The following is an 18,078-nucleotide window of genomic DNA, read 5'->3' as shown; positions in this document are numbered from 1 at the left end:
ACTCTCAAGGCAGCCGCACACCGCGGCTGCCTCCACACAGATATTTCAGGATTGATCCATGGCAGATGCCCTCAAAATCGGCATTGCGGGCTTGGGCACCGTTGGCGCCTCGCTAGTCCGCATCATTCAGCAGAAGAGCAACGAACTTGCCGTCACCTGCGGGCGTCCGATCACCATTACCGCGGTCTCCGCGCGTGACAAGGCAAGGGACCGCGGCATCGATCTTTCCGCCGTCAACTGGTTCGATCGGCCGGAGGATCTTGCCGAAAAGGGTGATATCGACGTCTTCGTCGAGCTGATGGGCGGCGCCGAAGGGGCTGCCAACACTTCCGTCCGCGCCGCACTCCAGCGTGGTCTCCATGTGGTGACAGCCAACAAGGCGCTGCTAGCCTATCACGGCGTCGAGCTTGCAACGATCGCCGAGGAGAAGGGCGCGCTTCTGAACTTCGAGGCCGCGGTCGCCGGCGGCATCCCCGTCATCAAGGCCCTGCGCGAATCGCTGACCGGAAATGCCGTCTCGCGCATCTACGGCATCATGAATGGCACCTGCAATTACATCCTGACCAAGATGGAAAAGGAGGGGCTTTCCTTCGCCGAATGCCTGAAGGAAGCGCAGCGGCTGGGTTATGCCGAGGCCGATCCCGCCTTCGATATCGAGGGCAACGACACGGCCCATAAGCTTTCCATCCTGACGACACTTGCCTTCGGCAATAAAATCGCGGCCGACGACATCTATCTCGAAGGCATCACCAACATCTCGATCGAGGATATCCACGCCGCCGCCGAGCTCGGTTATCGCATAAAACTCTTGGGCGTTGCCCAGCGCACCGATACCGGCATCGAGCAGCGCGTTCATCCCACAATGGTGCCGGTCGATTCGGTCATTGCCCAGGTCGACGGCGTGACCAATGCGGTGGCGATCGAATCCGACGTGCTCGGCGAACTGCTGATGGTCGGCCCCGGCGCCGGCGGCAATGCCACCGCCTCATCCGTGCTTGGCGATATCGCCGATATCGCCAAAAGCCAGCCGGGCGCCCAGCGCGTGCCGGTGCTAGGCCATCCCGCCAAGGCGCTGGAGCCCTACCGCAAGGCGCAGATGCAGAGCCATGAGGGCGGCTATTTCATCCGCCTGACCGTGCTCGACCGCACCGGCGTCTTTGCCAGCGTCGCAACCCGTATGGCCGAAAACAACATCTCGCTGGAATCGATTGTTCAGCGCTCCAAACAGCATCTGGCGCCGTCGCACCACCAGACGATCATTCTCGTCACGCACGCGACGATGGAAGAGTCGGTCCGCAAGGCCGTCGCCTCGATCAAGTCGGAAGGTTATCTCTTCGGCGAGCCGCAGGTGATTCGCATCGAGCGGCCGAAAGAGGACGGCTAACCGCTTTTCCCCTTTATGTGGAACCTTTAAACCGCCCTGTCTCTACAGGGCGGTTTTTCTGTGATTTTTTCAGCCTTCCCTAACGGAAGTCTATATTAACAGATACCGAAATATTGATATAAATAAAACCACAGATGGTGAGTCGTCGGCGTGGAGAATTTCATGAGCAAGGACAGCCACGCCGATAAGGGCTATGGCCGCCCAAGCGAGGTGCCGCCGGACCGTCCTGCGATGCTTGGGGAAATTCTCAAGCCGACCTATCGTGACATTCGCGAACAGGTTCCTGACGAGACTGACGACGATGAACACACCGAAGGCCGCAACTGGGCTATCCTTCTGACGCTGTTTTCGTTCCTGCTGGTGCAGCTGGCCGGCGTCGCCATGATCATCTGGGCGGTATTCTGGTAAAAACCCGTGTCTGCAAATCCGCCGCTATGTTATCTCCGCTGCTCCTGTAAAAAGAGCAGATGAAGTCAACGGAGTGTGGCATGGCAGATCTCGTCGATCCGGTACAGCGAGCCTTTCTCGGCGTGGAGAAATCCGCGCTCGACAATCGCTGGGTTGCTCGGCTCGACCAGGCTGGCCAGAACCGGGCGCTCGCCATGTCGCAGACCCACGGCCTGCCGGATCTGATCGCCCGCGTGCTGGCCGGCCGCGGCGTGGCGGTGGACGATGCGATCGAATTCCTCGATCCGACCATCCGCAGCCTTATGCCCGACCCGCATAAGCTGACCGATTGCGAAAAGGCCGCAAACCGTCTGGTGAGCGCGATCGAGCGCGGCGAGAATGTCGCGATCTTCGGCGACTACGATGTCGACGGCGCCGCCTCATCGGCGCTGATGTTCCGCTTCCTCAGCCATTTCGGCCTCAAGGCGAACATCTATATTCCCGACCGCGTCTTCGAAGGCTACGGCCCCAATCCGGCAGCGATCAACCAGTTGATCGACAATGGCGCTCAGTTGGTCGTTACCGTCGATTGCGGCTCGACCAGTCACGAGGCGCTGGCGGCCGCTGCCGCGCGCAATATCGATGTCGTCGTCATCGATCACCACCAGGTGACACATGAGCTGCCGCCCTGCCACGCGCTCGTCAACCCGAACCGTGAGGACGATCTCTCGGGGCAGGGGCATCTTTGCGCCGCCGGCGTTGTTTTCATGGTGCTGGTCGCCACACTCAGGCTGCTGCGGGCGGCCGGCAACAAGCGCATCCTGGCGCTCGACCTATTGCAATGGCTGGATATCGTCGCACTGGCGACGGTCTGCGATGTCGTGCCGCTGAAGGGCCTGAACCGCGCCTATGTGGTGAAGGGGCTGGTCGCCGCCCGCCATCAGAGCAATGCCGGGCTTGCCGCGCTCTTCCGCAAGGCCGGGCTCGCCGGCCCGGTGACACCCTATCATTTCGGCTTCCTGATCGGTCCGCGCATCAATGCCGGCGGGCGGATCGGCGACGCAGCCCTCGGAAGCCGCCTGCTGACGCTTGAGGACGCCGGGGAGGCGGAATTGATCGCCCAGCGCCTGGATGAGCTCAACCGCGAGCGCCAGGCGATGGAGGCGGTCATGCTGCAGGAGGCGGAAGCCGAGGCGCTCGCTGAATATGGCGACGGCGAGGGCGCCTCCGTCATCGTCACCGCCCATGAGAAATGGCATCCCGGCATTGTCGGGCTGATCGCGGCGCGGCTGAAGGAAAAATTCAAACGGCCGGCCTTTGCGATCGCCTTCGATCCCTCCGGCCGCGGCACCGGCTCGGGCCGCTCGATCAACGGCTTCGACATGGGCCGAATGGTGCGGGCTGCGGTCGACGAGGGGCTGCTCGTCAAGGGCGGTGGCCACGCCATGGCGGCAGGCCTGACGGTCGAGCGCGCCGATCTCGGCAGGCTGAGGACCTTCTTCTCGGAGAAGTCGGCAAGGACGGTGGCGAACCTCGTCGCCAATGAGACCTTGAAGATCGACGGGGCGATCGGCGCCAGCGGCGCCACGCTGGAACTCATCGACCGCCTGGAGGCCGCCGGCCCCTATGGCTCCGGCCATGCTCAGCCGCTCTTCGCCGTACCGGCGCACCGAGTGCGGGATGCACGGCTGGTCGGCGAGAAACATGTGAAGGTGACGCTGGAGGCAATGGATGGATCGCGGCTCGACGGCATCGCCTTCCGCGCCGCCGATACGGCGCTCGGCAGCCTGCTGCTCAACTCGCGCGGCGCCAGCCTGCATGTCGCGGGCTCGCTCAGCGCCGAGCATTACCAAGGTGCGCGCCGCATCCAGCTGCGCGTCTGCGATGCAGCGCCGGCGAAATAGGGTCTGTCGCGCAACCGTTTGAAAGACATTGAATTTGGAGAGAAAGTGGCACGCCCTAGGGGAGTCGAACCCCTCTTCCCAGAATGAAAATCTGGTGTCCTAACCGATAGACGAAGGGCGCTTCCTTCGTGGTGGCGCCCTTATAGTCAGCACGTTCGAAAGCCGCAAGCGCGAAGGCGTGAAATAATCACGGTTTTCGCTGATTTTTTTCTGTTGTGGAAAACTGCGCCGCCGCGGGAAGGTGAAGCCAGAAAAGATCGCCGTTGGGATGCCTCCGTCGGATTGCACAACCAGGCTGGTACGCCCTAGGGGAGTCGAACCCCTCTTTACAGAATGAGAATCTGTCGTCCTAACCGATAGACGAAGGGCGCTGGCAATTCAGTAAAATAGGAGCGAGCACCGACTTATGCAAGCGGATGCGATGGCTTCTGTGTGGAGAGAAAGTGGCACGCCCTAGGGGAGTCGAACCCCTCTTCCCAGAATGAAAATCTGGTGTCCTAACCGATAGACGAAGGGCGCTTCCTTCGTGGTGGCGCCCTTATAGTCAGGCGTTTTGAATCCCGCAAGCGGCAATTTCGGTTTTCTTTCAAAAAAATGACAGGAAATCCGAAGGCGTTCAAGGAGCTGATTATAAAAGCTGAATCAATAGGCTGCCGGTTGTTTCTTTAACCGGACAAGGCGGTACTGCCGTAACGTCATGCGAAAAGGGCACGGCCGTCAGATCGCTCTTGCGGTCGCCATGGGCGCGCGTTTGCCGCCGCAGCCCCAGTTCCAGTCGCGACTTTTGCCGGTGTCGAGATGAACCGAATCCGTGTGGCAATAGGTGCCGACGCCGCCGCGGTTCGGCAGCGAGCGAATATAGGCGGCGATATCCCAATTCGTCACGCCGTCGATCTGGATATCGGCCGCTTCGCAGCTTTTGTGCATCGATTCGTCGGCGCCGCCGACGAGACGGTTATGCTCCTCGTCGCGATAGCCAGAGGTGACGATAACAGGCCGGCTGAAATGGTTTTCGACCGTCTTGATCACGTTCAGCAACTCGGACTTGAAGCAGCCGACCTCGACCTTGTCGTTCTGGATATGCAGCCCATTCGGCGCGATACGCGTCATGCCGGGCAGCGACGCTTTTTGCAACAGGCCGGAGAGGCTGCCGAGCAGGTTCTGCCTCGGCGCGCTGTAGAGCGCATTCATTGTCGGGGCCGGATTGCCGTCTGTCGCCAACGACGCCGTGACGGGCACAAGCGGTGTGCTGCCATTCTGCGAGGATTGCTGCGGCAGCACCGGCTCCGCCGGCTGTCCTGATGCGGGTTGCTGGCTATAGACGCTACTTCTCGCGGGTGCTGCACCTTGGGCCGGCGCATAGGCCTGCGGCTGAATGACCGTCGACGTGCTGTTGTTCTGCAGCGCCGGCTGGTGGTCGGAAAAGATGCTCATCGCCTGCGCGTTGATCCGGGTCGACTGCAGGACGAGCCCGCCGATATTGGCAGGCGCTGTCGCTGCCGGATCGGCCGGCGGGACGGGGGCATTCGGATCCGCTGTCACGGCCCGGGGCGCGGTTTGAGCGCCGGAAACATTGACGAGCCGGGGATCTGTGTAGACCGAACGTGGGGCAGGGCTTGCGGGCGCAGCGGCAAGCTGCGGTGCGGCTGCCTCCGGTGTTGGAACCGCCGCGGCGGAATCGAGCGCCTTCTTGTCGGACGCGCAGCCGGACAGCGCCAACACCGAAGTGGCGATCAGCAAAGCGCCCGTCAGGGGCATCCGCATCTCAATCTTACGCAAGCGACAGTCTCCAGTTGATGCGCAAAATGGCCGAAAACCGCCATCTTCCGCTTCGAGTCGCCAGGAGATTGCCTGCGGGGCCGGATCGCGGCAAGCGTCAAGGCGCCGGCCGGACCCGAAATCGCAAAAGCCGCAAGCCTCGCAAAAGCCTTGCGGAAAAAAGCCTTACCAAGCGCCGGTATTGCCCATGGAGGCCCAGGGTTCGGCCGCGGCCAGCGGGCTGCCCTTCTGCAGAATTTCGATCGAGATGCCGTCGGGCGAGCGCACGAAGGCCATGTTGCCGTCGCGCGGCGGCCGGTTGATGGTGATGCCGTTGTCCATCAGATTCTGGCAGGTTGCGTAAATATCGTCGACCTCATAGGCGAGGTGGCCGAAATTGCGTCCTCCGCTATAATCTTCCGTATCCCAGTTGTAGGTAAGCTCAAGGCAGGGAGCCTTTTCGCTGCGCGCACGGTCGAGATCGTCGCGGGCGGCCAGGAAAACCAGGGTGAAGCGGCCCTTCTCGTTTTCGTGGCGGCGAATCTCCTCCAGCCCGAACAGCGTGGTGTAAAAGGCGAGCGAGGCGTCCAGGTCTTTGACGCGAACCATTGTATGGAGATAACGCATTCTATCTACTCCTTTATTGGGTCTGGCTTTTTCGGCGTGCTGAGGTCAGCTTCGGGCAAGTCATCGATATAAAATGTGCAGTTGGGAATAACCGAAAACTAGGACTTGCGCTTATCCGTTACCAAGATGTTAATCTTGATTTCAAGAATCAGTTAACCGTAACAGTGTGACGCGTATTCGAGGGGCTGGCGAAATGGCTGATAGGATTTCATCGAACGAATACTCCGACCTTGACGAGCTATCGGCAGAGGCGGTCGATCTTGTTGAAATCACCGGCGTCGTCAAGTGGTTCGACGTCGCCAAGGGTTTTGGCTTCATCGTGCCCGACAATGGTATGCAGGATGTTCTCCTGCACGTCACCTGCCTTCGTCGCGACGGTTACCAGACGATCCTCGAGGGAACGCGCATCGTCGCCCTCATCCAGCGCCGCGAGCGCGGCTACCAGGCTTTCAAGATCCTTTCGATGGACCAGTCGACTGCGGTTCATCCCTCGCAGCTGCCGCCAGTGCGCACCCATGTGCAGGTCACCGCGACGAGCGGTCTCGAGCGGGCGCTGGTCAAGTGGTTCAATCGCACCAAGGGCTTCGGCTTCCTGACGCGCGGCGAGGGCACGGAAGACATCTTCGTGCACATGGAAACGCTCCGCCGCTTCGGCCTGACGGAACTGCGCCCCGGCCAGGTGGTGCTCGTCCGCTTCGGAGATGGCGAGAAGGGCCTAATGGCCGCCGAAATCCACCCCGACATTCCGAGCCCGGCCAGCCGGTCGCATTGATATGCGTGACCCCGTCCTGTTTCATGTGATCAGAAGCGCCTTCCTGGCGCTTTTTTTCATGGTCGCCCTGCCGGCTCTGGCCGATGAGCAGATGCGCTTCGACAAGGAGCCGCTGCTCATCCAGACCGCGGCGGGCAAGATGCTGCATTTCACTGTCGAGATCGCCTCGACCCCCGATCAGCGCGCCTACGGGCTGATGTTTCGCAAAGTGATGGCTGATGATGCCGGCATGATCTTCGATTTCGACGAACCGCGGCGCGTTACCATGTGGATGGAAAACACCATCCTGCCGCTCGACATGCTTTTTGCCGACGACACCGGCACGATTCGCAACATCAAGGAAAACGCGACGCCCTATTCGCGCGATATCATCGATTCGATGGGCCCGGTGAAATACGTCGTCGAACTCAACGCCGGCATCGCCGCCAAACTCGGAATCAAACCGGGCGACAGGATCGTCAGCGCCACGACGACGAAGAAGGCGAAGTGACTGCGCGCACCCGACAATGCGGGTCATAAAGCGGCTGCCGAAGTTTCAAGATATCAGATGGTAGTGGCGACCCCTGCAGGAATCGAACCTGCGACAACCTGCTTAGAAGGCAGGTGCTCTATCCAGCTGAGCTAAGGGGCCGTCCGGCGGCCGCGTTCAGGGAGCGCGACCGGATGCGGCAGTTCTGGACGAGAAAACTCAATGCGTCCAGGGTTGCGTGCGGGTATAGCGGAAATTATCCGGATAGGCGACAACCTGGCGGACTGGATCCTTCGGGGCGATGACGCGATATTCAATGCCGTTGCGCTGGGCATAGGCTTCGGCCAGCTCCTGCGTTTCGAAGGTGAGTTTCACCTGTTGGCGCGTGTCACCGGAAGAGGTGTAGCCCATCATCGGATCGATCTTGCGCGGCGACTCCTGATCGAATTCGAGCACCCAGAGATGGGTCTTTGCCTTGCCGGACTGCATGGCGGTCTTAGCTGGACGATAGATCTTGGCAGACATGACTGCGGCGTCTCCGACTATGCGGGCAGCGCCCGCCTTTCATGGTCTCACTCCCGTCGCCGGGGATTGCTTCGTCGCTAGAGATAGCACGAAGAGATGAATTTTGCTTATCCGCGAATCCTGGGCTTTTCAAGAAAAAAGGCGGCGCACGACGCGCTGTCGATCCCATCACGATGACGAGGGTGATGCTGCGAAACACGGATATCGGCGGACAGGCCGGCTGCGGATATCCTCCCCGTGTCCAGCCGCCGCTTGACGCCCAGGGGGTCCGGCCGGTTGCGCGATATTACCGCCTGTCTCATGTTGTGATAACAACCTGATTGCCGCGGCAGGCCCCCGGTACTATTTACGGCTCAGTTAATTTCAATGGATTTGCAGTCATGATGAGACGTTCGGCCGAGTTCAACGCCATCGTGCTAGGGGCTGTAATTACGGCTTTCTTTTACGTTGCCATCAGCTATGCCCAATATATCGGCTTACTCGAACGCGGCTGAGGCAGCCTTCTCCTGACGCCTAGTTACGCCGACAGGTGCAGAATGGCAGCCCATCACGATTTTTCTGTATGCATCCAAATATCAGACGGGAAATCTGCTCCCAGGGCTGGATTTATGGGTTGCGACGGCGAAGTGAACCGTGTATCTCCCGCCCACGGCACGGAGTGTAGCGCAGTCTGGTAGCGCATCTGGTTTGGGACCAGAGGGTCGGGAGTTCGAATCTCTCCACTCCGACCATTTAACTGAGCCTCACACACCAGGCAGAATGGCCGTTTGGTTGCGCCGTATTGTCGTGTCTCCGCGGCTTGATCTCGGGTCCGCACCCGGTCGCTCCATGTTTTGGATCTTGATCATTCGAAAGCGGGCGGCGTGGGCTCTGTGGCGGACACCCAATGCACCCACACTCGGACCCCGCGACCTTTTCCATTGGCATTCCGGGCCTCAGGCTTGCAAGCGCCGCAACATCCACATTCTCGTTCGCTGCCGCCATTCCTGTCCTCTATAAATGCCTGCGAACACAGCTGCGGCCAAGCTTCCTCCGCTGTCGAGCCGACATCGAACACATGCCACCCTTTCGGACTTTCAATGCGGGGAAAAATGGCCGCCCATGCGCTCTGCCTGATCCGTGCGAGGATAGATTTTTTGGCCTCGGCCCATCGACGAGAAACGCTGGTGAAATCCCATTCCCTTTAATAGGATGGAAGCGACCCTGCGGGCCACGAACCGTCCGATCCGATGGAAGGCGGATGTATGGCGAATTTCTCAGGCGAGATTGCTGTCCATGACAATAGGCGTCGCGAAAGATGGGTGTCCGAATCGTGCTCATAGGCTTCCCGGGTGTTGGGAAGTTGACCATCGCGAAAGAGTTGAATGCGATGGTTTCGGCAAAAATTGTCGACAACCACTGGATCAATAACCCGATCCTGCGTCTGCTGGATGAGGATGGAACGGCCTCGCTTCCAAAGGGAATATGGGAGTTTACAGGTCGGGTTCGGCAAACCGTCCTTGATGCAATCACCGCTTATGCGCCGTCTGCCAATTTCATTTTCACGCATGCCGGCTTGGAGGGTGATGAGCGGAGCCTTCGTACCTTTCAACAGATCGCCGGTGCTGCCGAAGCCTGCGACGCAGTTTTGGTGCCGGTGCGATTGCTGTGTGACGAAGAGGAGCTGGCTCGCCGGATTTCGAACCCCGAGCGACGCGAAAGGTTGAAATCCACGGATGTGGCAGCCTCGAGAGATCGCAGCCGGAGGGCGGGGGTCTTCGACCCACTGCACCCAAACACATTGGTGCTCGACGTCACTTCCGCATCACCGGCAAAAACGGCCATCGCGATCCGGGATCATATTCTAAAGGTCCTTGGCGACCTGTCCGTCTGAAATTCGTCGGAGTTGATTCTATTCGCGCTACGATCGTCGATGCGCCTGACGGCGGGAGGTGAGGTGTTCTGACGAGCTATCGGCTTACGCAAAGCCGGCCCGAAAGGCCGGCTGACGCCTGCCGAAAAATCGCAGCGCGCGGATGGGGCTCCCTCATCCGCGCGCCGAAGTAGACGATTTTGCGGCCCGCGTGTTGTGGCGATCGGACGACCGCCACAACGGGGACAGTTACAGGAGAAAATCGCCTGCCCCCAAGTGGACGAGGCCCTTCAGCTGAACCTCGAAGTCATGAACACCGTCGCCGTTCGTGTCGGCCTGGATAACGGTAACATCGTTCGCGGTTCCGGACTGATCGTCATAGTGCCAAGCGAGCGCGCCAGCCTTGTGGTCGAACAAGGCATTCTCCTGTGCCTGGAAATGGAAGGTTCCATTGCCCGCCGCAGAGCCATTCGCATCGATCGCCGAGAGGTCGATCTTATCGATGCCGTGCTGGAAGTCGGTGATGACGTCGCGGTTCAAGCCGGACCCGGTTTCCGTCGGTGCCTTCAAGATAAACGTATCCTCGCCGGTGCCACCGGTCATAATGTCCTTCCCGGCTCCACCGATGAGGAAATCATTGCCGGCGCCGCCGTCCAGTTTGTCCGCGCCAGCCCCGCCAGTGAGAACGTTGCCGCCGCCGTTGCCGCCGGTCAGTACGTCGTTGTAGCTTGAGCCGGTCAAGTTTTCGATGCTGGCGATCTTGTCGCCGGTCGCCTGGCCGCCCGATGCGACCTTAGTCGCCAAGTTGACGTTGACCGCGTCGGAGCCCGCATAGCTGGCCGTGTCATTGCCAGTACCGCCGTCGAGCACGTCCGCGCCGGCCCCGCCCTTCAACACGTCACTACCGCCGAGACCCTTGAAGGTTTCGTTGCCACCGTTGGACTGACCGGTGTGCGGCAGGATGTCATTGCCGCTGGTGCCGATGAATTCCTTTATCGGCGCGGTTGGCGTTGTCGGTTGCGTCGGCGTGGTAGGCGTCGTCGGTTGCGTGGGCGTGGTTGGCGTTGTCGGTTCCGTGGGCGTGGTTGGGGTTGTCGGTTGCGTCGGCGTGGTTGGTGTTCCCGGGGTCGAGCTGGAGCCCGATTCGTAGGCACCCATATCGACAGTTCCAACGACGCGAGCGTGGCCGTCCAGGTCGACCGAGCCGACGCCGTATTTGGCGGTCCCGCCGTCGATCGCTGCCGAGCCGGAGCCGAGGTGGAAGTTGTCGCTCGCTGCTCCCAGGAATTTCGGGTCGATGCCGAGCTTGTTGCCGTTCGCCGTGCTCGGCATAGCGTTGCCGCCGTCGGTATTGACCGAGGCCTGGCCGGCCGTGCCGTTGTAGGTGTTGTTGTTGGCCCAGACGACGTTGGCGTTGGTATAGCCGCCGTACGACGTGTTATCGACCGCAGTGTTGTTCTTGTTCACCGACGGGTCGGCTACGGCGATGTTGTTGATCCAGGTGTTGTTGCTCGACTGCGCGTTGCTGAGTTCGCCGCGCCAGGTGCCGTCGTTCAGCAGGTCCTGATTGTTGTGGTATGCGGTGTTGTTTTTCACCGTGACGGAGTCGCTCCAGGTAACTTGGATGCCTTTGCTGCCGTTCTCATAGACGAGGTTGTTGTCGACCAGGGTCTTAAATGTGTAGTTCGGATGACCGCTCGTCTGCGTGCTCTGGAAATCGTCGATGATGATGCCGTTGCCATCGGTGTGCGCACCCGACTTCGTGACGTTGTCGTGCGAGATGTTGTTCCGGATGATGTTGCGGAAGCTGCCATCGTCCGGCGCCCCGGTGATATTCCGGTTCTGGTAGAGAGAGATGCCTGAAAACCAGCCGGCACTCGCATTTTTGTAAGTCTCGTTCCCTTCGATCGTGATGAAGTCGGATCCGGCGAAGGCGATGCCGGACGCACCGTTGTCGTGGGAAACGTTATTGGCGATCTTCACATGGTGGACGCCATCACCAACAATGCCGTGCGAATCGCTCCCGTAGACCTCGAAGCCCTCGACCGCTACATAGTTAGCAGTGATGTTGATACCATTTGCGCCGCCCGATGCTGAGTGGATCACCGCTCCACCCGGTACCTCCGAGCGCAAGGTAATGTAGCCGGCGGCCGAACCATCCTTGTACATGTTCACCGACTCGTTATAGGTGCCGGCGCGCACTACAACCTCGTCGCCGGGCTTAAGGTCCGACGCCATCGCGTCGCTGATCGTGCGAAATGGGGAGGAGGCACTGCCGTTACCACCGCCGCTGCCAGTCGTCGCTACGTAGTATGTCGTCATTGTCTTGTTCCTCAACCTTAGCGTTGTCTTTACCGATTACTATTTTTAGTTAATCAGGGGTTACGGCGGCAGGTTATAGGGCGGTGTTTTCGAGGGCGCAACAGCAACGCGACAGTAAGTGCTTGAGAAACATAGCCATATTGCTGCCACATTATCCAAATGGATCTGAAGTTACGATTTGAAATATTTGGTGAATTTCGAGTCGCCAAAAATGTGGCAGAATATATGTCTCGCTTACCGCGAATTATTCTTTCTGCAACTATAGCGAAATGCATCTTTTGAAAACATTGGAGAAATTTGGCGGGGGTGAGTGGATTCCTTCCGTCAAAGCGGAATAGTCATTTTTTTTCTGAATTTAACAATTTTGCGCAGTTTCGCCCTGCAATTGGCACCGATCGAGATGGAAAAGGGAGGGAATGACCGTCGTCGATTCGGGCCAAACCCATTGCCCGGCGCCTCAGGCGGCACCGCATTTCCCTAGAGATCATCCGGCTGCGGTGCGACTATACTTTCGGTTTCCGCTGAGCCTGCGTCATGTCGAGATCCTGCTTGCCAAGCGTGGTATCGATGTTTCGCAAGTTCTCTGGTTTTGCTCGCCGCGTGTAAAGAAGCCTGTCGACGGTCGCCGCAGACCTGTGAGTTGTCCTGGTCGCAGCTAAAGGATGGGGACACCTGTTGAAGTCGGATGGCAGCGGTGATGGCCGCCAACTCGACATACGCATCCGGCAGTCCTGGGGATCAATGGTAGCGGACGCTTCCGAGAGCATCGGCTTTACCAGGGCCGTCCTCGATACGACTTACAACGGCAACGACACATACCTAAGGCATGATTGACAACAGCGTGCCGAGCAGGTCGCCGACGGCTTGCAACGACGAGACCGAAAGCCGACGAGCGATCCGGTTTTAACGGCCTTGGAAAATCCTGATGATCTTCGGAGTAAAGCGGTGCTGTCTGACGTCGACGACGTCGTCATAGGTGAGACGGCCGGAAACCACGGCTGCAACAAATCGCTCGCATGCAACCCTCGGAGCGTCCTTGTCCGAAACGTTTGTCACAATTCCGGCGCCGCGACGGCCGTTTGCATCAAATCCTTTCGCGCAGTCTTTCACGGCCTCACTTCTCGCCCTTGAACTGCCCTGCAACAATGTGACGTAAGCATCATAGTCCTGACGTGTCGGCACGCAGCCGGTCAGAAGTCCTATGGCAATCATTACTGTTACGATACGAGCGCGCATTATTATTCCCTTAAATATCCAATGATTGGCGTCCGATGTTTATTTCGATTCGCGTGAAGCGGGAAAGACCATCCGCGAAATTGGCCATGACGATCTACGTCAAGGCGCTGCGGAGCAGGTCCGAATTGATTTTTGGATGCTTCTCGGATGGATGATAAGCTCCAACGAGGGCCGCCGTTACCATGAGACACACCGCAATGGACGATGCGACGAGACTCAGGATGGGGACGGATGATTTCCGCGCCGCCCAGAAAAAAACAAAACCGGCCGCGAACGCAAAGAACCAAAAGACCAGGACTTCACCCATAATTCTTGCGAATATCTCGAGTGCTCCGGAGGATACCGAAATCACGGTGTCTAATCCTCCAAGCCAAAGCACGGTGTTCATCACGACATCCGCGATGAAAGCCAACGCCATCGATGCTATCAAAAACCGTGACAACAAGTTTCTCCACTAAATGTTTAAGTTGTCTTTTTGCCAGAAGCATCTTTCGATCCTATTAGCTGGACAGCTAAAATGCTTACGAGCGAGCGGCAGCCGCCTCAACAGGCAAGGTCACGTCGGCGGGCGGGGGCTTGATCTGATAGGCCAACGGTCGTCACGGCGATCGGTTAGCAACTGTGCAGCGTCCGGGAGTTATCGCTCCGTCCTTATTTCGCCGCCAATGATGTGAGCATCCCGACAAGCATGCCGGCAAATGCTTTCGCATTCCCCGGCTGTGACGGCCGCCCTGAGACTATTCTCAGCGATCCAGAAAATGCTCGAAGTAAACTTCGGGGATCGGGTAGGCGTAGACGCCTCGGTCGACGAAGCCGCGTCTATAGAGGCAGTCTCGGAGTGCCGCGTTGTAATGCAGGCTGCGTGGATTCGGTGAGCCGCGGTGCCATGAACCTGCCTCCGGCACGCACCACCGGAGCGCTTTGTCGTACCGAGCCAGGAGGACCGGGTCGGTGTCGACGCGAATGCCGCTGTAGGATTGATAGTTTGCAGGAGATTCCGCGGCCGAAATACAGCCCAAGCTAAGTGCAACGCCAACGACTGCCATCAATCTCATTGGATTTCATTCTCCCGTGATCGATTATCGAAGTAATCGAGCGGAACGTTATTGGTTCCAGTGCCTGCGGGCAAGGGGGACTGATGGCCTCTGATCCGAGTTGCGTGTGCCCGGGGTTGCCGACGCTCCGCGACAGATGAACCTCTGTCGCGAAGCGCCGGCAGTTCTCGCTCATCGATCAATCCAGCAGATCGGCAGGTACTTTGCCGCCATTTTCCGACAGGCGTCTCATCAGCGCCTTGTGCAGCCACATATTCATTTTTGCGGAATCACCGGTGTCGCCGGTATAGCCGAGTTCAGCGGCAAGTTCCTTGCGCTCGGCCATGCTCGCATCCATCCCGACCGCTTTCATCAAGTCCACGATCGAGTGGCGCCAATCGAGTTTCTGGCCGCTCTTTTTCACGGCCGCGTCGAGGATCGGGACGATATCGACATTTGCTGAGGCCGTGGCCGTGGCCGGCTTGCTCTGAGCGGGAGAGGCCGCGGGCGCGGGACTGGGCGCCGCCGACGGCGAGGCGGGAGCCGGGGCGGGCTGCGTCTTTGGCGCGCCTGATGCAATCGGTTCGGCTGCTTTCGCTTCTCCGAAGATGGCGTGTTTGATCTTGTCGAAAATGCCCATTCTTGAACCTCCAGTTCCATCAGATGAGAACATGCTGAAACATGGACTTCCTGCCTGATATATCCAGACGGAAGGGCGTTATTTTTAGCGGTCTCAATCAGTGATGGAATCCGGCTCTGAGGCAAGGTGCAGGCGATCTGCAAAATCCTGTAAAAGGGTCAATCGCCACCCAATCGCATAGAGAGCTGCACGTTGCTTGCGGGCACTGAAGATTTCTACGCGGCCGCGGGAAAGAAATACTGGGCCGATGCACCGGTCGCCGTAAGACATGTTCGCTTTCGGCACGGTCGAGCTGCCAATTCGTATTCCGATAACCGTGAAAGATCATTGGACGCCGCTCAGCCGACTTGCCGTGCCGTGCTTTGAAACATTCGTCATCTCCTCACGTTGCCTTGCCATGGATGTCTTGCAGGCTGCAGTCGTCCAGACGATCGAAGGCACGCGCGTTCCTCGATTTTCGATTGCCGGGCAAATCGCCCGGCGAATGGAAACGGAGGAAAAAATGACTCATAATCACAGTAGGCTATCGCTGGCGGTGCTTGCATCCACCTGCGCCCTGCTTGCGATGCCGGCAAGCGATCTACACGCTCTCGATGTCGGCGTATCGGTAAATGCCGGCAAGGCCGTCAGCGCCGATGTCGGGGCATCACTTGGCGGCGGCAGTGGCGTCAGCGCCGGGGCCAATGCGTCCGTCGGCGGATCGAGCGGCCTCAATGGTAACGCGACCGCCAATGCCGGCGGCGGCCGGGGCGTTGATGCCGATCGCAATGCGGGGGCCGCCGGCGGCGATGGTCTCGACGCGAACGTCAATGTCAGGCTCGGCGCCCGGCGCGACATCAATGCTGATCTCAATGCACGCATCGGCGGCTCCGATGGGCTTGATACCGACGCCACAGCCTCGGTCAGGCGCGGCAGCGGCGCCGACGCCAATCTCACCATCGGCGGGGCAGGCGGCAGCAACAAATCCGCGGCTGAGGGCAACTTCAGCCCATCGCAGGCTCGCATCCTGGACGATTTCCGGTCGAGGCCGGTCAATGAGCAACGCAAGATGCTTGTCCGTTGCGCTGATATCTCATCCCCGGGCGGCTCGGCCTCAGGCGGCTCCGATTCCGGTCTTTCCGGTCTCTGCAGCCTGCTGCAGGCGTCAGCGTCACGTTGAACGTAAAAGACCCGCCGAACCGGAAGGGCGGCGGGTCTTTCAACGGCGTCAGTTCCCAGGCTTAATGCAGGATCTGGCTGAGGAACAGCTTGGTGCGTTCGTGCTGCGGATTGTCGAAGAATTCGGCCGGCGAATTCTGCTCGACGATCTGGCCTTGGTCCATGAAGATAACGCGGTTGGCGACCTGGCGGGCAAAGCCCATTTCATGGGTGACGCAGAGCATGGTCATGCCTTCCTCGGCAAGACCCACCATGGTGTCGAGCACTTCCTTGATCATTTCGGGATCGAGCGCCGAGGTCGGCTCGTCGAACAGCATGATCTTCGGGTTCATGCACAGCGACCGGGCGATCGCCACGCGCTGCTGCTGGCCGCCGGAGAGCTGGCCCGGATATTTGTTAGCTTGCTCCGGGATCTTGACCCGCTTCAGGAAGTGCATGGCCACTTCTTCGGCCTGCTTCTTCGGCATCTTGCGCACCCAGATCGGCGCCAGCGTGCAGTTTTCGAGGATCGTCAGGTGCGGGAAGAGGTTGAAGTGCTGAAACACCATGCCGACTTCGCGCCTCACCTCGTCGATCTTTTTCAGATCGTTGGTCAGTTCGGTGCCGTCGACGATAATGCGGCCCTTTTGATGCTCTTCCAGGCGGTTGATGCAGCGGATCATCGTCGATTTGCCCGAGCCCGACGGGCCGGCGATAACGATGCGCTCGCCGCGCATGACCTTCAGGTTGATATCGCGCAGCACGTGGAAATCGCCGTACCACTTGTTCATGTTAACGATATCAACTGCAACTTCCGTTGCGGAAACGGTGAGCTTTTTAACTGGAGCTTCAGCCATGACTATTTTCCCTCATTCTTATCGTTTGTGGCCGGTATCAAGATGGCGTTCCATGAAGCCTGAATAGCGCGACATGCCGAAGCAGAACAGCCAGAAGATGAAGCCGGCGAAGATCAGACCCGTGATCGGCGTGACGGCGCTTGCCCAGTTGGCGTCGGAGAAATTCAGCTTGACGATACCGAGCAGGTCGAACATGCCGATAATGGTGACCAGCGACGTGTCCTTGAACGTTCCGATGAAGGTGTTGACGATGCTCGGGATGACGAGCTTGATCGCCTGCGGCATGATGATCAGCCGCGTCTTCTGCCAATAGCCGAGGCCAAGCGAATCGGCGCCTTCGAACTGTCCTTTCGGGATCGCCTGCAGGCCGCCGCGGATTACTTCAGCCATATAGGCCGAGGTGAAGATCGAAACACCGATCAGCGCCCGAAGCAATTTGTCCACGTTCCAGCCCGTGGGCAGGAAGAGCGGCAGCATGACGCTTGCCATGAACAGAACTGTGATCAGCGGAACGCCTCGAATGACCTCGATGAAGGTAACGCAGAGCATCCGGATGACCGGCATCTTCGAGCGGCGCCCGAGCGCAAGCAGAATTCCACAGGGTAAGGAGACGGCAATACCGACAAAGGACAGGACGAGTGTCACCATGAGGCCGCCCCAGAGTGGGGTGTCCACCACTTCGAGACCTAAGCCGCCGTGAAGAAGCCAGAAGGCGATGACCGGCAGGACTCCGAACAGAAGAATGGCGTTCAAACCCTTGCGCGGCACCGACGGGATCAGCATCGGAACCAGCAGCAGAATGAACATGATCCCGACGATCGCCGGCCTCCAACGCTCATCGAGCGGATAGCGGCCGAAGATAAATTGATCGTACTTGGCGCTGACGAAGGCCCAGCATGCACCACTCCAGCCATCGGGCTGGATGCCGCCCTGGATCGTCGTCGCGCAGAATGTGCGGTCCGGCCCCGACCAAACAGCCTGGATGAACAGCCAGTTGACGAGATGCGGCACTGCCCATGCGATCAGCGCAAGAGCCAGGATCGTCAGGATGATATCTTTCGGGGTTGCCAAGAGATTGCGGCGTATCCAGGCGGCGGCTCCACGCTCGCCACGGGGCGGCGGTTCGGCGGCAAGGATGGACGTTCTGACGAAGGGTTTATCGGCGACCGACATC

General features: G+C 59.3%; 17 protein-coding genes, 5 tRNA genes and 1 pseudogene. 9 read left to right on the top strand and 14 right to left on the bottom strand.

What is annotated here, in order from left to right; genetic code table 11:
• Window positions 1-58: 58 nt before the first annotated feature.
• The 3 genes from FFM81_RS11640 (at window position 59) to recJ (ending at window position 3,675) form a co-directional block, all read left to right on the top strand.
• Window positions 59-1,384 (top strand): homoserine dehydrogenase, encoded by a 1,326-nt coding sequence (locus FFM81_RS11640; RefSeq protein WP_003573443.1) that lies wholly within the window; start codon window positions 59-61, stop codon window positions 1,382-1,384.
• Between the two features lie 162 nt (window positions 1,385-1,546).
• On the top strand, window positions 1,547-1,792 hold the full coding sequence (locus FFM81_RS11635; protein ID WP_003573442.1) for a hypothetical protein: 246 nt from the start codon (window positions 1,547-1,549) through the stop codon (window positions 1,790-1,792).
• An 80-nt stretch (window positions 1,793-1,872) separates the two neighbouring features.
• Window positions 1,873-3,675 (top strand): single-stranded-DNA-specific exonuclease RecJ, encoded by a 1,803-nt coding sequence (gene recJ, locus FFM81_RS11630; RefSeq protein ID WP_003573440.1) that lies wholly within the window; start codon window positions 1,873-1,875, stop codon window positions 3,673-3,675.
• Window positions 3,676-3,721: 46 nt separating this feature from the next.
• Here the strand turns inward: recJ and FFM81_RS11625 are convergent.
• The 5 genes from FFM81_RS11625 to gloA all read right to left on the bottom strand — a co-directional run bounded on the left by FFM81_RS11625 (window position 3,722) and on the right by gloA (window position 6,060).
• Window positions 3,722-3,796, bottom strand: a tRNA-Glu gene (locus FFM81_RS11625).
• Window positions 3,797-3,971: 175 nt separating this feature from the next.
• A tRNA-Glu gene (locus tag FFM81_RS11620) sits at window positions 3,972-4,046 on the bottom strand.
• Between the two features lie 73 nt (window positions 4,047-4,119).
• Window positions 4,120-4,194 (bottom strand) — tRNA-Glu (locus tag FFM81_RS11615).
• A gap of 198 nt (window positions 4,195-4,392) precedes the next feature.
• Entirely contained in the window at window positions 4,393-5,454 is a 1,062-nt protein-coding gene (locus FFM81_RS11610) for a D-Ala-D-Ala carboxypeptidase family metallohydrolase (RefSeq protein ID WP_138384340.1), read from the bottom strand.
• Between the two features lie 165 nt (window positions 5,455-5,619).
• Complete coding sequence (gene gloA, locus FFM81_RS11605) at window positions 5,620-6,060, bottom strand: lactoylglutathione lyase (RefSeq protein ID WP_003573436.1); 441 nt, start codon at window positions 6,058-6,060, stop codon at window positions 5,620-5,622.
• 193 nt (window positions 6,061-6,253) lie between these two features.
• Here gloA and FFM81_RS11600 point away from each other — a divergent pair, with 193 nt between their 5' ends.
• Window positions 6,254-6,832: a cold-shock protein gene (locus tag FFM81_RS11600; RefSeq protein ID WP_003573434.1), complete on the top strand. Its 579-nt coding sequence runs from the start codon at window positions 6,254-6,256 to the stop codon at window positions 6,830-6,832.
• Window position 6,833: 1 nt separating this feature from the next.
• Entirely contained in the window at window positions 6,834-7,322 is a 489-nt protein-coding gene (locus FFM81_RS11595; RefSeq protein WP_003573432.1) for a DUF192 domain-containing protein, read from the top strand.
• 64 nt (window positions 7,323-7,386) lie between these two features.
• Here FFM81_RS11595 and FFM81_RS11590 read toward each other — a convergent pair.
• Window positions 7,387-7,463 (bottom strand) — tRNA-Arg (locus FFM81_RS11590).
• A 57-nt stretch (window positions 7,464-7,520) separates the two neighbouring features.
• A complete protein-coding gene (locus FFM81_RS11585) occupies window positions 7,521-7,826 on the bottom strand; it encodes an ETC complex I subunit (RefSeq protein ID WP_003573430.1) in 306 nt (101 codons plus the stop codon).
• 654 nt (window positions 7,827-8,480) lie between these two features.
• Between FFM81_RS11585 and FFM81_RS11580 the strand changes: the two genes are divergently transcribed.
• Both FFM81_RS11580 and FFM81_RS11575 read left to right on the top strand, forming a co-directional pair.
• A tRNA-Pro gene (locus FFM81_RS11580) sits at window positions 8,481-8,557 on the top strand.
• Between the two features lie 566 nt (window positions 8,558-9,123).
• Window positions 9,124-9,699, top strand: a complete 576-nt coding sequence (locus FFM81_RS11575) for a DEAD/DEAH box helicase family protein (RefSeq protein ID WP_138384339.1) — start codon at window positions 9,124-9,126, stop codon at window positions 9,697-9,699.
• 228 nt (window positions 9,700-9,927) lie between these two features.
• Here the strand turns inward: FFM81_RS11575 and FFM81_RS11570 are convergent, their stop codons facing one another.
• On the bottom strand, window positions 9,928-12,000 hold the full coding sequence (locus FFM81_RS11570; protein WP_003573424.1) for a choice-of-anchor Q domain-containing protein: 2,073 nt from the start codon (window positions 11,998-12,000) through the stop codon (window positions 9,928-9,930).
• Window positions 12,001-12,444: 444 nt separating this feature from the next.
• Here FFM81_RS11570 and FFM81_RS32700 point away from each other — a divergent pair.
• Window positions 12,445-12,575, top strand: a pseudogene (locus FFM81_RS32700) (IS6 family transposase); the annotation flags it as partial.
• A 328-nt stretch (window positions 12,576-12,903) separates the two neighbouring features.
• Here FFM81_RS32700 and FFM81_RS11565 read toward each other — a convergent pair.
• The 4 genes from FFM81_RS11565 to FFM81_RS11550 all read right to left on the bottom strand — a co-directional run bounded on the left by FFM81_RS11565 (window position 12,904) and on the right by FFM81_RS11550 (window position 14,910).
• On the bottom strand, window positions 12,904-13,236 hold the full coding sequence (locus tag FFM81_RS11565; protein ID WP_003573422.1) for a hypothetical protein: 333 nt from the start codon (window positions 13,234-13,236) through the stop codon (window positions 12,904-12,906).
• Window positions 13,237-13,330: 94 nt separating this feature from the next.
• Window positions 13,331-13,678, bottom strand: a complete 348-nt coding sequence (locus FFM81_RS11560) for a hypothetical protein (protein WP_080588197.1) — start codon at window positions 13,676-13,678, stop codon at window positions 13,331-13,333.
• 301 nt (window positions 13,679-13,979) lie between these two features.
• Window positions 13,980-14,291, bottom strand: a complete 312-nt coding sequence (locus FFM81_RS11555) for a hypothetical protein (protein ID WP_003573418.1) — start codon at window positions 14,289-14,291, stop codon at window positions 13,980-13,982.
• 178 nt (window positions 14,292-14,469) lie between these two features.
• On the bottom strand, window positions 14,470-14,910 hold the full coding sequence (locus FFM81_RS11550) for a DUF3597 domain-containing protein (protein ID WP_025416094.1): 441 nt from the start codon (window positions 14,908-14,910) through the stop codon (window positions 14,470-14,472).
• A 502-nt stretch (window positions 14,911-15,412) separates the two neighbouring features.
• Here FFM81_RS11550 and FFM81_RS11545 point away from each other — a divergent pair.
• The gene (locus tag FFM81_RS11545) at window positions 15,413-16,069 is read left to right on the top strand and encodes a hypothetical protein (RefSeq protein WP_138384338.1); all 657 of its coding nucleotides are present in this window, start codon (window positions 15,413-15,415) and stop codon (window positions 16,067-16,069) included.
• A gap of 61 nt (window positions 16,070-16,130) precedes the next feature.
• Here the strand turns inward: FFM81_RS11545 and FFM81_RS11540 are convergent, their stop codons facing one another.
• Window positions 16,131-16,904, bottom strand: a complete 774-nt coding sequence (locus FFM81_RS11540; RefSeq protein WP_003573412.1) for an amino acid ABC transporter ATP-binding protein — start codon at window positions 16,902-16,904, stop codon at window positions 16,131-16,133.
• Between the two features lie 18 nt (window positions 16,905-16,922).
• The gene (locus tag FFM81_RS11535; RefSeq protein WP_128399250.1) at window positions 16,923-18,077 is read right to left on the bottom strand and encodes an amino acid ABC transporter permease; all 1,155 of its coding nucleotides are present in this window, start codon (window positions 18,075-18,077) and stop codon (window positions 16,923-16,925) included.
• Between the last annotated feature and the right edge of the window lies 1 nt (window position 18,078).

The organism is Rhizobium hidalgonense (genome assembly GCF_005862185.2).
Taxonomy (GTDB): domain Bacteria; phylum Pseudomonadota; class Alphaproteobacteria; order Rhizobiales; family Rhizobiaceae; genus Rhizobium; species Rhizobium hidalgonense.
This window is presented reverse-complemented; position numbering and strand designations above follow the sequence as displayed.